Source organism: Mucilaginibacter sp. Mucisp73 (assembly GCF_059491465.1).
The window spans coordinates 3,699,172-3,712,753 of sequence record NZ_CP168507.1 but is presented as its reverse complement, the minus strand read 5'-3'; the positions used below and the strand labels follow the sequence as shown (position 1 = coordinate 3,712,753).

The 13,582-nt window shown below is 42.0% G+C and carries 16 protein-coding genes; 8 read left to right on the top strand and 8 right to left on the bottom strand.

Annotated features, from left to right (window positions below; translation table 11 throughout):
- Nucleotides 1-125: 125 nt before the first annotated feature.
- The 4 genes from kdsB to trpS all read right to left on the bottom strand — a co-directional run bounded on the left by kdsB (nucleotide 126) and on the right by trpS (nucleotide 3,281).
- Nucleotides 126-860 carry a 3-deoxy-manno-octulosonate cytidylyltransferase gene (gene kdsB, locus ACEN82_RS15405; protein WP_413321255.1) on the bottom strand — a complete coding sequence of 245 codons (735 nt, stop codon included), beginning with the start codon at nucleotides 858-860 and terminating at the stop codon, nucleotides 126-128.
- Nucleotides 857-1,531, bottom strand: a complete 675-nt coding sequence (locus tag ACEN82_RS15400) for a hypothetical protein (RefSeq protein ID WP_413321254.1) — start codon at nucleotides 1,529-1,531, stop codon at nucleotides 857-859. Before ACEN82_RS15400 ends, kdsB begins: the two co-directional genes overlap by 4 nt.
- 14 nt (nucleotides 1,532-1,545) lie before the next feature.
- Nucleotides 1,546-2,160 (bottom strand): deoxynucleoside kinase, encoded by a 615-nt coding sequence (locus tag ACEN82_RS15395; RefSeq protein WP_090524476.1) that lies wholly within the window; start codon nucleotides 2,158-2,160, stop codon nucleotides 1,546-1,548.
- 125 nt (nucleotides 2,161-2,285) lie between these two features.
- Complete coding sequence (gene trpS, locus ACEN82_RS15390; RefSeq protein WP_129567516.1) at nucleotides 2,286-3,281, bottom strand: tryptophan--tRNA ligase; 996 nt, start codon at nucleotides 3,279-3,281, stop codon at nucleotides 2,286-2,288.
- 37 nt (nucleotides 3,282-3,318) lie between these two features.
- On the opposite strand from trpS, the gene ACEN82_RS15385 reads away from it, so the two are divergent.
- From ACEN82_RS15385 to ACEN82_RS15365, 5 genes are all read left to right on the top strand, one after another.
- Entirely contained in the window at nucleotides 3,319-4,074 is a 756-nt protein-coding gene (locus ACEN82_RS15385) for a lysophospholipid acyltransferase family protein (RefSeq protein ID WP_413321253.1), read from the top strand.
- A gap of 40 nt (nucleotides 4,075-4,114) precedes the next feature.
- Nucleotides 4,115-4,501, top strand: a complete 387-nt coding sequence (gene gatC, locus ACEN82_RS15380; RefSeq protein ID WP_413321252.1) for an Asp-tRNA(Asn)/Glu-tRNA(Gln) amidotransferase subunit GatC — start codon at nucleotides 4,115-4,117, stop codon at nucleotides 4,499-4,501.
- A gap of 179 nt (nucleotides 4,502-4,680) precedes the next feature.
- On the top strand, nucleotides 4,681-5,421 hold the full coding sequence (locus ACEN82_RS15375; RefSeq protein ID WP_090524482.1) for an ABC transporter ATP-binding protein: 741 nt from the start codon (nucleotides 4,681-4,683) through the stop codon (nucleotides 5,419-5,421).
- 55 nt (nucleotides 5,422-5,476) lie between these two features.
- Nucleotides 5,477-6,292: a helix-turn-helix domain-containing protein gene (locus tag ACEN82_RS15370; protein ID WP_413321251.1), complete on the top strand. Its 816-nt coding sequence runs from the start codon at nucleotides 5,477-5,479 to the stop codon at nucleotides 6,290-6,292.
- A 58-nt stretch (nucleotides 6,293-6,350) separates the two neighbouring features.
- A complete protein-coding gene (locus ACEN82_RS15365; protein ID WP_413321250.1) occupies nucleotides 6,351-8,000 on the top strand; it encodes a serine hydrolase domain-containing protein in 1,650 nt (549 codons plus the stop codon).
- Between the two features lie 138 nt (nucleotides 8,001-8,138).
- Here ACEN82_RS15365 and ACEN82_RS15360 read toward each other — a convergent pair whose 3' ends face one another.
- A complete protein-coding gene (locus ACEN82_RS15360) occupies nucleotides 8,139-8,762 on the bottom strand; it encodes a hypothetical protein (protein ID WP_413321249.1) in 624 nt (207 codons plus the stop codon).
- A 72-nt stretch (nucleotides 8,763-8,834) separates the two neighbouring features.
- Entirely contained in the window at nucleotides 8,835-9,860 is a 1,026-nt protein-coding gene (locus ACEN82_RS15355; RefSeq protein WP_413321248.1) for a chitinase, read from the bottom strand.
- 241 nt (nucleotides 9,861-10,101) lie between these two features.
- Here ACEN82_RS15355 and ACEN82_RS15350 point away from each other — a divergent pair, with 241 nt between their 5' ends.
- From ACEN82_RS15350 to ACEN82_RS15340, 3 genes are all read left to right on the top strand, one after another.
- A complete protein-coding gene (locus ACEN82_RS15350; RefSeq protein WP_413321247.1) occupies nucleotides 10,102-10,650 on the top strand; it encodes a cob(I)yrinic acid a,c-diamide adenosyltransferase in 549 nt (182 codons plus the stop codon).
- 94 nt (nucleotides 10,651-10,744) lie between these two features.
- Entirely contained in the window at nucleotides 10,745-10,966 is a 222-nt protein-coding gene (locus tag ACEN82_RS15345; RefSeq protein ID WP_002996718.1) for a DUF2795 domain-containing protein, read from the top strand.
- Between the two features lie 111 nt (nucleotides 10,967-11,077).
- Entirely contained in the window at nucleotides 11,078-11,227 is a 150-nt protein-coding gene (locus ACEN82_RS15340; RefSeq protein ID WP_110585189.1) for a lmo0937 family membrane protein, read from the top strand.
- Between the two features lie 41 nt (nucleotides 11,228-11,268).
- Here ACEN82_RS15340 and ACEN82_RS15335 read toward each other — a convergent pair whose 3' ends face one another.
- Complete coding sequence (locus ACEN82_RS15335; RefSeq protein ID WP_413321246.1) at nucleotides 11,269-11,997, bottom strand: 2-C-methyl-D-erythritol 4-phosphate cytidylyltransferase; 729 nt, start codon at nucleotides 11,995-11,997, stop codon at nucleotides 11,269-11,271.
- Between the two features lie 324 nt (nucleotides 11,998-12,321).
- Complete coding sequence (gene queA / locus ACEN82_RS15330) at nucleotides 12,322-13,371, bottom strand: tRNA preQ1(34) S-adenosylmethionine ribosyltransferase-isomerase QueA (protein ID WP_413321245.1); 1,050 nt, start codon at nucleotides 13,369-13,371, stop codon at nucleotides 12,322-12,324.
- Nucleotides 13,372-13,582 lie beyond the last annotated feature (211 nt).

The following is a 13,582-nucleotide window of genomic DNA, read 5'->3' as shown; positions in this document are numbered from 1 at the left end:
ATTGGAATTGTGTTTTAATAGTTTAAATTGGACTTTAATACAGTACGCTTAATCTTATACGTATTAAGAATAACAAGGTTATCAGTACGGGAAGTGTTAATCTATTGGGAGGGTTGAATCAGAAACTATATATCAAACTTCAGTTTCTCCAGATCTTCAGGCACATCAACGGCATGGGTTTCCAGCTCGGTTTCGGCCACTTTGATACGGTAACCATTATCTATCCAGCGAAGCTGCTCCAGGCTCTCGGCCTTTTCAAGCGGGGATACCGGTAGTTTGGTAACTTCCTGCAAGATGTCTGCGCGATAACCGTAAATGCCAATGTGTTTAAAAAAGGTGTGAAATTCGAGCCAGTTCTCGGGCTCCTGGCCGCGGATATGGGGCAGGGTAGCACGGGAGAAATAAATAGCTTCGGATAATTTATTGATCACCACCTTGGGCGAATTGATATTATGCAGTTCCTGCTCGGTCAGGATCCTTTTTACAAGAGTGGCCAGTTGGGTTTCAGGATCGTTAAAGCAGGCTGTTAATTTGGTGATCTGCTCAGGGTCAATAAAAGGCTCATCGCCCTGGATATTGATGATCACGTCATACCCGGGGTGCAGGCGGGCAACTTCGGCACAACGGTCGGTGCCGCTTTGGTGGTTGGTACCTGTCATTACCGCAACGCCGCCAAAACCGTTTACGTGGTTAAAGATCCGGTCGTCATCGGTAGCCACGACAACTTCGCTCAGGCTCCGGCATTTTTTTGCCTGCTCATATACGCGTTGGATCATGGTTTTACCGCCGATATCAACCAATGGTTTACCGGGAAAACGTGACGATGCGTAACGAGCGGGAATAATGCCTAAGATTTTCATTTGATTTTTATTACAATGGTTTTAAACATTTGCAAAGCTAAGTCCTGATCCTGCTTTGATAAATTACTGCCTGATAGTTGGAAGTTTAAAGTTGATGATTTACTTTGATAATAAATACCAGTAATTCCTTTTGAAGGATTTTTTGGCCAAACTGTTTTTACAATAAAATCTCGTTTCGACTCTTCATTAAAGTTGTGATCTTTTATCTCTGCAGGGATTTCTATCGGAATATACACTGTACTATCTTTGGTAAGCATATCTGCAATATAGTCAGCTTTAGGAAATTTGCTTTTTTGCTTAGCGGTAGGTTTATGTATTGAAATTTTGACTTTTATATTGGGGGCGTTACTATATGTACGTTCTCTATCGCAAAAATCACATCCGCGTTGCCAATCGTTAGTTTTTATATACTCCTGTTCTGATAGTAATAAGTGATTAGCATATCCCATCGAACTAATTTCGAAAGCAAGAGTATCGGTTGGAGCAATAATTCTACCTACAAAAGAGTCTATGCCTTGTTCCTGTTGGAAATGCCAGTTAGGAGGCAACCATAGTTTGAAACCATTTAAACTGAGCAGATGCCATGTGCTGATATTTACTTGTTTTTCTGAACTATGTTCGCAGGAGAATAAAAGAATAGATAATAAAGCGAAGATCAAAAACTTCTTCATACCCTATTAAACTATTAAAACAACCCGTTAATCTCCCTTTCAATCAAGTTCACAATGGTAGCCATGTCCTCGGTATTGTTAGCAAAATCAAGATTGTCTTTATCAAGGATAAGGAGTTTGCCCAATTTATAATTGTTGATCCATTTATCATACTTTTCGTTCAGTTTTGAAAGATAATCTAAACGGATACCTATTTCATACTCACGGCCGCGGCGCTGAATATTGCTTACCAGGGTAGGTACGGATGCTTTAAGGTAAACCAACAGATCGGGCGGTTTAATAAACTCGGTGATATTTTGAAAAATTGATTCGTAGTTTTCGTAATCGCGCGTGGTCATCAGGCCCATATCATGCAGGTTTTCGGCAAAAATATAGGCATCCTCGTAAATGGTGCGGTCCTGTATAATATTATGCCCGCTTTTTTGGATATCGATGATTTGGCGGTAACGGCTATTCAAGAAGTAGATCTGAAGGTTAAAGCTCCAGCGCTTCATGTCGCTGTAAAAATCCTCTAAATAGGGGTTGTTATCTACTGCTTCATACAAAGGGTCCCATCCGTAATTTTTGGTCAGCATCTCGGTAAGGGTGGTCTTTCCGGCGCCTATATTTCCTACAATAGCTAAGTGCATATATTTTAGTTCATGGGTTATAGTTCATGGTTCATAGCTGATGTTTTTAACGAAGAACACCCGCTGTTTTGAAATGAACTCCGACTAATATACACTATGAACTATGAACTATCAAAACCCGCTATTTAAAATTTCCTGAAGCCGATGATCTCTCTAACTTCCCTTATCGTTCTTGACGCGCTTTCACGGGCCTTTTCGGCACCCATTTCGGCTACTTTACGCAGGTAATCGGCGTCGTTGGCAATGGCGTTGATCCTGTCGCGGATAGGGGCTGTTGCCAGTACCATATCTTCGGCAAGCTGCTTCTTTAAATCGCCGTAACGGATAGCCATTTTGTTATAAAGCTCGTCAAAGTGGGCAAGTGTATCGGGTGTTGAAACAACCTTCATTAAATCGAACAGGTTTTGGATCTCCTGTGGTTTTTGCTGGTTTTCAACGGTAGGGCCGCTATCGGTTACCGCGCGCATTACTTTTTTGCGGATGGCTTCGGGTGTATCGCCCAAAAATATAGCATTGCCTTCGCCTTCTGATTTGCCCATTTTTCCCTTGCCATCTAATCCCGGAATTTTTACCAAACTTTCGCCAAAGCTAAAGGCAAAAGGCTCGGGGAAATAATCATGGTTATAAAGCCTGTTGAAACGGTTACCAAAAGTGCGGGCCATTTCAAGGTGCTGCTCCTGATCTTTACCTACAGGCACTTTAGTAGCTTTGTGGATAATAATATCCGCCGCCATTAAAACCGGATAGGTAAGCAGGCCGGCGTTCACATTTTCGGGATTGGCGCGCACCTTGTCTTTAAATGATGTTGCTCGTTCCAGTTCGCCCAAATAGGCGTTCATGTTCAGGTACAGATATAATTCGGTAACCTCCGGAACATCCGATTGTACGTATATGGTAGCCTTTTCCGGGTCGATGCCCGCGGCTAAATATTCTATCAGCACCTGTTTTACGTTGCCATGTAAGTTGGCAGGCGTAGGGTGTGTAGTTAACGAGTGGAGGTCGGCAATAAAGAAAAAGCAGTTGTATTCATCCTGCATTTTTATAAAGTTTTGCAACGCCCCGTAATAATTTCCTAAGTGTAAGTTTCCGGTCGAACGGATGCCACTAACAACAGTCTCCATAGTGTGGCGAAAGTAAGGAATTTTTCTATTTTTGGTAATGATGAAAATGATATTGAGAAAAGTACACGTATATCTTTACATTGTGAGCGTGGCCCTGGGCTACGTTATATTATGGCCTTTTTTCTATTATTTTTCGCGTAAACCCGAACGCTATCATACGCTCAATTCATTCAGAAGGCTTTGGGGATTAGTGAGTTCTGCTTTTGTAGGCATATTTTACCATTTTGAATATGAACAACCGATTGACTGGAGCAGGCCTTATATCATTTGTCCTAATCACACCTCAAACCTTGATATTTCGGCTATGTGTATCCTGGTTAAAAGCAATTGCTGTTTTATGGGCAAACATGAGCTGGAAAATGGCCTGGTAACCGGTCTGTTTTTTCGTACGGTGGATATTCCTGTTAACCGTGATAGTAAAATGTCGTCGTTCCGGGCGTTTAAAAAAGCATCCGAGAAATTACAGGAAGGCGTTTCTCTTATCATTTTCCCCGAAGGCGGAATTTCGGATCATTATCCTCCGCAGCTTTGCCCGTTTAAAAATGGTCCTTTCAGGCTGGCTATTGAGCTGAAAATACCTGTTATCCCGGTATCATCGGCCAATACCTGGCAAATACTTTGGGATACCGGCATTAAGCACGGCAGCAGGCCAGGGATCTCTAAATTTAAGGTTCATAAGCCTATTGAAACGGCACACCTGAGTATTGACGATGCCGATGCTTTACGGGATGAGGTATTTGAGATTATGAACAATGATTTAATGTTTGAAGGCGCTGTTTCTACCCTGGCTTAGTCAATAATATGATAGCAGACCGGGAATTTGTAATATATTTGTGCATAAACCCATTGAAGCGGCCCAGTTAAGCATGGATAATGCCGGCGCACTGCGCGATGAGGATCACGCTATTATAAAACAAAAAACAACAGGCATGACCATTGATAAAGAAACCATTGAAAAAGTAGCCCACCTGGCCCGCCTTGAACTTACTGAAAGCGAAGTACAGGATACGATGAAGGATATGAGCAAGATCCTTGATTTTATGGCTAAATTGAACGAGGTGGATACCACGGGTGTTGAACCACTGGTTTATATGACCACCGGTGCCAACGTGCTGCGAGAGGACGTAGTTAAACAACAAATTACCCACGAAGAAGCTTTGGAAAATGCCCCTAAGCATGACGAAGACTACTTTTTGGTGGCCAAGGTGATTGAGAAATAGTTTTTTGTCCGAAAGTCGGGAAAGTCCGAAAGTCGGTAAGTCGGAGAAGTCCGAAAGTTAAGACGGTAGTAAGTTAGACTAAAAACTTGCGGACATCGGACTTACGGACTACCGACCACTAAAAATAAAAACCACTGTAACATTCGGCACCCCAGTGCAGTCCAAACAAAAAATAATTCATGGAGCCAATAAATACTGCCAAGCCGTTAATAACCATAAAAGATATCGGGCGTAAATATGTAATAGGTGCCGAGGTGATCCACGCACTTAAGTCAGTTTCGCTTTCTATTAACAAAGGCGAATTTGTGGCTTTGATGGGCCCTTCCGGCTCCGGCAAATCAACCCTCATGAATATTTTGGGCTGTTTGGATACCCCAACCAAAGGGCAGTACATCCTTAACGGAATAGATGTGAGCCACATGACCGATAGCCAGCTTGCCGAAGTACGTAACTCGGAAATTGGTTTCGTGTTCCAGACTTTTAACCTGCTGCCCCGTAATACTGCTTTGGATAATGTGGCGCTGCCACTGATCTACGCCGGCGTTAATAAAGAAAAACGTAAGGAACGTGCCGGCAATGCATTGAAAAATGTTGGCCTTGGTCACCGTATGGATCACAAACCCAATGAACTTTCGGGCGGGCAAAGACAGCGTGTTGCCGTGGCAAGGGCGCTGATCAATAATCCATCCATTATACTGGCCGATGAGCCAACAGGTAACCTTGATACCAAAACATCCATCGAGATCATGGGCCTTATTGAAGATATCCACGCCAAAGGTAATACCATTATCCTGGTAACGCACGAAGAAGATATTGCCTTGCACGCCCACCGCATAGTGAGGATGCGCGACGGGTTGATAGAGAATGACTACGTTAATACCAATGTTCAAACCGTTGACCGCAGGGTAGAGGAGGTGTAAGCCCCCGGCCGCTGAAGGGGGAGTTATAGCGTTTATTATTTCAATAATCTTCGCCGTGAAACAACTACAAACAGGCAGCTTCTACGGGCAAACCAATCAAACAACGCATTTACAGGGTATCACCATAACTGATACCGAATATACCCTTGATAAGGTAGACTGGCATTACCATGAAAATGCCTACTTCACTTTTATATTGGCCGGTAATGTTATTGAGGGTAATAAAAAGGAAGTTTATCATTGCCCGGCAGGCAGCCTGCTGTTTCATAACTGGCATGATCCGCATTATAACATCAAGCCCAAAGGTTTTACCCGGGGCTTTCATATTGAATTGCAAAAGCGCTGGTTCGATAACCTGGCCTTAAAACAGGATAAACTGGAAGGCAGCTTTGCCATTCAGGACCCGGATGTGAAATTTATTTTATACCGGATTTTTAAAGAATCAAAGATTTGTGATGAGCTGACCGCAATGACTGTAGAAATGTTATTGCTGCAAACGCTCAATAAAATGCAGGTAAATAATACTGGCACCTCACGGCAAATTCCTGCCTGGGTTAACAAGCTAAAGGAATTATTGGGAGATGACCCGGCCCGAAAACATACGCTTACCGAACTTTCGGGATTATTACAGCTTCATCCGGTTCATTTATCCCGTAATTTTTCAAAATATTTCAATTGTACTATGGGCGAATATATCCGCAAGCTCAGGGTTGAAAAATCGTTCGCTTTATTGGCAGATGGCGGGTTATCCTTAACAGATATCGCCTATGCCTGCGGATTTGCCGATCAAAGCCATTTTTTACGTTGCTTTAAACAGTTTGGCGGCAGTAATCCGTCGGCATATCGTAAGTTTTTATTAAGGCCATGTTAATTCTGTTCTATTTTGAAAGTGTTGATAGAAGCAGATTTGTAATATCTAAACAATTAAAATGAAACGTTATTTACTCATAATCTCCATTATACTTACAACCGCCTGTAAAACATTCGCGCAGGCGGGCAATATCATCGAACCTGAACCTATAACCTCCGCCCTTCAAAAAGCCAATATGGGTAAGGTTGTTTTTGAGGCAGATACTATCCCGCTTGAAAAACTGGAACAAACCGATCTGTTAACAAGCTATGAGGCTAAACCTGCCAATAATTTGTACATGAGGCTTTTGCTGGCCAATTCATTAACCAATTACCAGCATAGCTTAGCGCCGTCGTTAAGTATTGAACAATTGAACGGGGGGAATTTTCAGTTTGTTTTTTATGTAGATGGCAGGCAGGTTTACCAGGAAAACCTGCATAAAGGGGCCAATTTGCCTATCGTAAAAAATACAAAAACCACCATTTTTGTTCCGCTCATTAGTAACCGGGGAGAAGATTCATGGGGACGCTTTTTGTGGGGGCGGTTTATGGCCCATGGCGGGGAAGATGCACTTACTACAGGTACGCACCGGCTCAAAATTGAAGTAAGGCCCTATGTTGCTGTCCCTGATTTGAAAGTAGGTGAGCCGATAGCACAGGGAGGGATTAGGTTTATCGTACCGGCAATTGATCTAAAAGATGCCGAATTGCAAACTATAAAACCCGGCAGCGGCTGGCAGGTATCAAAAGATGATTTTGATAAAAAGAAGGTCATGGAGATGAATGCCCTTATTGCCGGCAACAGGTTTAAACAGATCACCAGCGTGGTAGTGATCAGGAACGGCAAGTTGCTAATTGAGGAGTATTTTAACGGCAGCGCGCGCGATTCATTGCACAATCCCCGTTCGGTTGGTAAAACATTTGCTTCGGCCATGATGGGGATAGCAGTTCATGATGGCTATATCAAAAGCGTTGATCAAACCTTAAAGGAGTTTTACGACCTTAAAAAGTTCAGTAACTACTCGCCTCAAAAAGAAAATGTAACACTAAAAAGCCTGCTTACCATGAGCTCTGTTTTTGGCGCGGATGATAACCAAAGTGATTCGCCGGGGAATGAAGAAAATATGTACCCCACCGATGATTGGGTCAAATTTACCCTTGGCCTTAAAACAGACAGCAATAAAAAAGCAGGTAAACAATGGAATTATTTTACAGCCGGCGTGGTGGTATTGGGCGATATCCTGAATAAATCAGTGCCCGGCGGGCTTGATAAATATTCGGCCGAAAAGCTGTTCAAGCCATTGGGCATCAGCGATTATCGCTGGCAGTACACACCGCAGAATGTACCCAATACCGCGGGCGGCCTGCAAATGCGCTCGCTTGATTATGCCAAATTCGGGCAATTGTATAAAAATGGCGGTGTTTGGAATGGCAAACAGGTAATTTCGCAAAACTGGGTTAAGGAATCATTTACCAAACACCTTACGTTACCAAAAGATGTGGTAGGTGAGGGCTTTTACGGTTACCTGTTCTGGAACAAAACCTATACGGTAAACAACAAAGCTTACGAAACTTACTACTGCTCAGGCAATGGCGGCAACAAGATCTTTGTTTTTACCGATGAGCCGCTGGTGGTTATTATAACCGCCGAGGCTTACAACACGCCCTACGCGCATTCGCAGGTTGATAAAATGATGAGGGATTATATTTTACCGGCGGTATTAAAATGATTGCTGTAGAGGTGCATAACATGCGTCACCGAATATATTGTAGGGATAGGTTACGGGAGACGCAATTATGCGTCTCTACAAACAACGGGAATTATTTTATCTGCTGCTGTTATTACTATTCACATCTAAATTGTATGCTCAATCGCAGGTGGTACACAGCCTCGAAACAAACTCTGCCAGGTGCATAGCTTTTTCTGCAGATATGGCGTGGGTAGTACCGATAATGAGGGTATGCTCAACAATCTCTATTACAAAATCATCCAGCCTGATATCCATTACCACATTGCGGAAATTACGATCGGCCCCGGTAATTGCTTTTTGGCGGTCGCTTACCAGCATATAAAAAGTGTCACTAAAAGCCTTGTCTTCGGCAAAATCAAGCTCAACCGGATGGATCAGTTCAATGATCTTGTCAACCAATGTTTCGCGCCTGATGAGTACCCGGCCAAAATCATGCTTTAAATAAGCCAGTGCCCAGGTTTGATATGGTGTGTAGGTTACAGCCTTGCCGTGATGATGCCCGATATGTTTTGACTGGCATTCGGTGAATAGCATATAGCTATCGTTATTTTTATTTTTTATAGCATATGATTCTTTTACACTAATGTCGAGATAGTCTTTGAAAATGCTAAACTGTTCTAAATGAAAATCAATATGCCCGGTTTGTTCAATCCTGAATCTGTTTTTCAGGCTGGCCAGGATATCACCAAACTGGTCGGTTGCCGGTGGATACAAACCGGCGTTTTCAATAGCGGATTCCAAATGTTAAAGTTTAGTGTTGTAAATGCTAATACAATAATAACTTTTTTGCTTTGAAATTCAAAAAAACAGCCGTTAATAATGATAAGGCTTCATTTTGCCGCACGAACAAGCGCAATTGGCATCGGTAATCCCTAATTTCTTCAGGAAAAACTGGTAAAAGCCAATCCTGTCGTTCATATTATACATGTTTTCGCCTTTATTGCATTCTACTTCGCCGTTTACAATATTAATGGTCATACCAAAACCAGGTGTGCGGCCTTCGGCTTTATCTTCTGCATTGGGTTGCCATTTGCCGGTCATCACATCATGCGCCGATGGTTTGTGGGTTTGGGGCGTCATCCAGAAATAGATGGCGGTTTTGAAAGCCATCACCGGGTCGGTTTCTACCATCTCGGGATTTTGGAGCAATATTTTATCATCGCCTAAAATACAATCCGAAGCATAGCCGTAATTGCCGTTATAGCTCAATTGCATCGGCCCGCGGCCATAGTATTTTTTACCGGCCACGGGTGGGTATTCATCATTTTCGGCAACGTAAGGCAAGCTGGTATTGCTTTCGTGGATCAGCATGAGGCCATCTGTATAAGAAGCATTCATGCCATGACGGGTTTCGTGGGCAATGTGCGCAAAAAAGGCAGCGAGCTCTTTTTTATTTACATCGGCATTGTATTCGGTGCAGAAATTGCCATAGTCAATGGTGTAGGTGCTATCTGGTTTGGCTTTGGCCCATTCTTCGTTCCAATCAACATCCTGGCGTACAACGGCCTTTTTGCCTGTTTTTTTATCGGTACGTATCAACTGGTAAACGGATGTTGCCCGGCGGGTTACTTTTATACTGATCATACCAAGCTCATCGGCTGCTTTGATAAAGGCAGCATAAGTATAAAATTTATCACGTTGCGGAAAAAGATCATTAAATTGTTTTTCGCTTAATAAACTGGCCATGCTTACTTTAGGAGGGGCCGGTTTATCTGCCACCGCCTTGTTACTGTCGCTGCCACTGCTACTTTTACTGTTGCCGCCGCAGCTGAAGCAGGTTGAAAGCAGGATGATAAGCGATAAGGAGAGCAGCTTTGATGATAATATGATCGGTTTCATGAGTTTCACGCTAAGTATGTTTGATGATATCACGGATGCAAGTTTAAGCTAACATATTAAAAATTACACTTTATTGGCAAAAAATATGCTAAAGTGTTATGAAATACAAAATTTAAGATGATAGATTTGAAATAACACCAATCATGAAAAAAAGATTTATCGGGCTTGGTTTTAATTGCTTGATAATCAGAGTTGGCTTTTTTGTAGCCTGATTGTTGGCGGCTTATTTGTTAAATTAAGTATGAAAATATATACTAAAACGGGCGATAAAGGGTTTACCTCATTAATTGGCGGTACGCGCGTGCCCAAGCATCATATCCGCATTGAAAGCTATGGTACGGTTGATGAGCTTAATTCGTACATCGGGCTTATTGGTGATCAGGATATTGATGCACATGATAAGGAGGTATTGAAGCAGATACAGGACAGGTTGTTTACAATTGGCTCTTCACTGGCAGCCGACCCTGAGCGGTCACGGATGATTATTCCGGACCTTCACATGAGTGATGTGGAAATGCTGGAAACGGAAATGGATACCATGAATGAAAGCCTGCCGGCGCTTAAACATTTTATTTTACCGGGTGGCAGTAATGTGATTTCATTTTGCCATATTGCAAGATGTGTTTGCCGCCGTGCCGAAAGGATAACCGTTCAGCTTGCTGAAGAAAGTACAGTTGATGAAAAAGTGAATATTTATCTGAACAGGTTGAGTGATTACTTGTTCACTTTGGCCCGCAAAATTGCTAATACTAATAAAATAGCTGAAAATCAGTGGATACCACGGGTTTAAAAAATTGAAAAAAAATATTGATATTCAATTTGAAAATGTTATACTTTTGCGAAAAAGTAAATTTTACTGATAATTATAAATATAAATAAAAACGATGTATTGGACACTTGAACTGGCATCGCACCTGGAAGATGCACCATGGCCCGCAACTAAAGATGAATTAATTGATTATGCTATCCGTTCAGGCGCTCCTGTTGAGGTTATCGAAAACCTTCAGGCACTTGAAGACGATGGCGAACCGTACGAAAACATAGAAGAGATCTGGCCGGATTATCCGACTAAAGACGACTTCTTCTTTAATGAAGACGAGTACTAAACACGATAATGAAACCCTTAGCAATGAGGGTTTTTTTTATTAACCGCTAATTTTGGAATGGTTTTGGTATGGGTAATTACACATTTACTTAACTACTAAAAACATAACAAAATGAGAGGTTTATTGTACATTATCGCTGTTATCCTGGTGATAGGATGGCTGTTTGGAGCATTTATACACCCATTTGGGGGTGGTTTGATTCACATACTATTGGTAATAGCTATCATAGCTGTACTTTTAGGTGTAATCAGACGGGCGTAACAAATTTAACCTTGTATTGCAAATCGAAAAAGCCGCAGACTTTATAGCTGTGGCTTTTTGCTTAAAAGCAGTTCGGCAATGGCGATATCTTCGGGAAAGGTGATCTTGATGTTGCTATGATTGCCTTCGGTAAGTTTTATTTCGGCGCCATATTGCTCAACAACGCTGGCATCATCTGTAAACCTGGTATCAAATGGTTGTTCATAAGCTTTTCTTAATAGCCAAGCCCTGAAGGTTTGCGGGGTTTGCACCAGGTAAATCTCATCCCTGACCAGGCTTACCGACCGCCCTTCTTTTACCTGGCGTATCGAATCGCGACTTTTGACGGCCACTACGGCTGTACCATACTTAGCGGCGCATTGGTAAGCTTCATCAATAATATAGGGTGCAGTAAGCGGCCGTACAGCATCCTGTACAGCAACCAGGGCTTCCTGATCGGTAATCAGGTTAAGCCCGTTTTTTACCGAATGAAAACGGGTTTCTCCGCCCATAACCAACTGATGGGAAATGGTAAATGAATATTCCTGAATCAATTGCTGCCAGTAAGTATGGTAAGCTGCTGGTAAAACCAGTATAATGGCTGGTTTCGCCTCCGATTTCTCAAAGGCTTCAATGGTATGCATTAATACGGGCTTACCGTTAAGCAGTAAAAATTGTTTAGGAACCGCCGATTGCATCCGGCTGCCTGAACCTCCTGCTACTATGATAACGTAGTTTTTGTTTTGAGATGTGAGATGTGAGATATGAGATGTGAGATTGGAGGCTGTCATGGCTTTATTCGACTAATATCTAACAAAATTGCCTGCAAAAAAAATGAGATATTAGACTATTGTCTAACATCTCAAATCTCATATCCGCTATTCTAAATTTATCCTGTCAGATACTTAGAACGAAATGAACCTCAGGGTCCTCTGCGAGAGACCCTGAGGGGACATGAATATCTAACAAAATTGCTCGTAAAAAAATGAGATCTGAAAACAAATAGAATGTCTCAAATCTCACATCTAACGTCTCAGACCCAATAAACTACAAAAAAAATGAGATATGAAACCATAGCCTCATATCTCAAATCTTATATCTCAAATCTAAAAAGATTAGATGATCAACATCGCATCACCGTAGCTGTAAAAACGATATTTTTCTTTTACGGCAATTTCGTATGCATTCATTACGTGTTCGTAACCGCCAAATGCCGAAATCATCATCAACAGTGTTGACTCAGGGGTATGGAAGTTGGTGATCATTGAATTGGCAATGCTGAAATCATACGGCGGGAAGATGAATTTGCTGGTCCAGTCGTTAGCAGCTTTCAGGGTTTTGTTTGCCGATACAGCCGATTCAATGGCACGCATTGAAGTTGTGCCAACTGCACAGATGCGTGCTTTGCGTTCAATGCCGCGGTTTACAATATCAGCTTGTTTTTGCTCAATGATAAATTGCTCCGAATCCATTTTGTGTTTGGTTAAATCCTCAACCTCAACCGGGCGGAAGGTGCCTAAACCAACGTGCAAAGTAACTTCCGCAAAATCAACACCTTTTAATTCAAGGCGTTTCATAAGCTCACGGCTAAAGTGTAAACCGGCAGTAGGAGCAGCAACGGCGCCTTCATGTTTAGCGAAGATGGTTTGGTAACGCTCTTTATCTTCTGCAGTAGCTTTGCGTTTAATGTATTTAGGCAGTGGTGTTTCGCCTAAAATTTCAACGTTACGACGGAATTCTTCGTCGGTACCGTCAAACAAAAAGCGGATGGTACGGCCGCGTGAAGTGGTGTTGTCAACAACTTCTGCAATCAGCAAATCGTCATCGCCAAAATATAATTTATTACCTACGCGTATTTTACGGGCCGGATCAACCAGTACATCCCATAAACGTAGTTCTTTATTCAATTCGCGCAGCAAAAATACTTCGATGGTAGCACCGGTTTTTTCTTTGTTGCCATATAAACGGGCAGGGAAAACTTTAGTATTATTAAGGATCATTACATCCTTATCATTAAAATAATCCAGCACGTCTTTAAATATTTTATGCTCAATTTTGCCCGAATCTTTGTGTAAAACCATTAAACGTGATTCATCGCGGGTGGCAGAGGGTGTATGGGCGATAAGGGATTCAGGTAAGTTGAATTTAAATTGAGATAATTTCATGCTTGTTTTTATGAATTTTCAAGGGCGCAAATGTACGAATTTTTTTGTTAATTTAACAGATTTTTTTAAGAAGCAGTTTTATTACACTACCGTTATATTAATTACAAAATACTGTAACTTAAATCATGTACTGCTGTCTAAAAAAATATTGGCAGGCGGCTTAACGTATCAGTAATAAAAGCGCCCGTTATATTATTATTACCTCCACGCT

Excerpts from the sequence above, each read along its gene's own strand:
- ACEN82_RS15400 (WP_413321254.1), bottom strand. The coding sequence starts at position 1,531 with ATGAAGAAGTTTTTGATCTTCGCTTTATTATCTATTCTTTTATTCTCC.
- ACEN82_RS15350 (WP_413321247.1), top strand. The coding sequence starts at position 10,102 with ATGAAAATATATACTAAAACGGGCGATAAAGGGTTTACCTCATTAATT.
- ACEN82_RS15340 (WP_110585189.1), top strand. The coding sequence starts at position 11,078 with ATGAGAGGTTTATTGTACATTATCGCTGTTATCCTGGTGATAGGATGG.
- trpS (WP_129567516.1), bottom strand. The coding sequence starts at position 3,281 with ATGGAGACTGTTGTTAGTGGCATCCGTTCGACCGGAAACTTACACTTA.
- ACEN82_RS15375 (WP_090524482.1), top strand. The coding sequence starts at position 4,681 with ATGGAGCCAATAAATACTGCCAAGCCGTTAATAACCATAAAAGATATC.
- ACEN82_RS15335 (WP_413321246.1), bottom strand. The coding sequence starts at position 11,997 with ATGACAGCCTCCAATCTCACATCTCATATCTCACATCTCACATCTCAA.
- ACEN82_RS15345 (WP_002996718.1), top strand. The coding sequence starts at position 10,745 with ATGTATTGGACACTTGAACTGGCATCGCACCTGGAAGATGCACCATGG.
- ACEN82_RS15355 (WP_413321248.1), bottom strand. The coding sequence starts at position 9,860 with ATGAAACCGATCATATTATCATCAAAGCTGCTCTCCTTATCGCTTATC.
- ACEN82_RS15385 (WP_413321253.1), top strand. The coding sequence starts at position 3,319 with ATGATGAAAATGATATTGAGAAAAGTACACGTATATCTTTACATTGTG.
- kdsB (WP_413321255.1), bottom strand. The coding sequence starts at position 860 with ATGAAAATCTTAGGCATTATTCCCGCTCGTTACGCATCGTCACGTTTT.
- ACEN82_RS15365 (WP_413321250.1), top strand. The coding sequence starts at position 6,351 with ATGAAACGTTATTTACTCATAATCTCCATTATACTTACAACCGCCTGT.
- ACEN82_RS15395 (WP_090524476.1), bottom strand. The coding sequence starts at position 2,160 with ATGCACTTAGCTATTGTAGGAAATATAGGCGCCGGAAAGACCACCCTT.
- queA (WP_413321245.1), bottom strand. The coding sequence starts at position 13,371 with ATGAAATTATCTCAATTTAAATTCAACTTACCTGAATCCCTTATCGCC.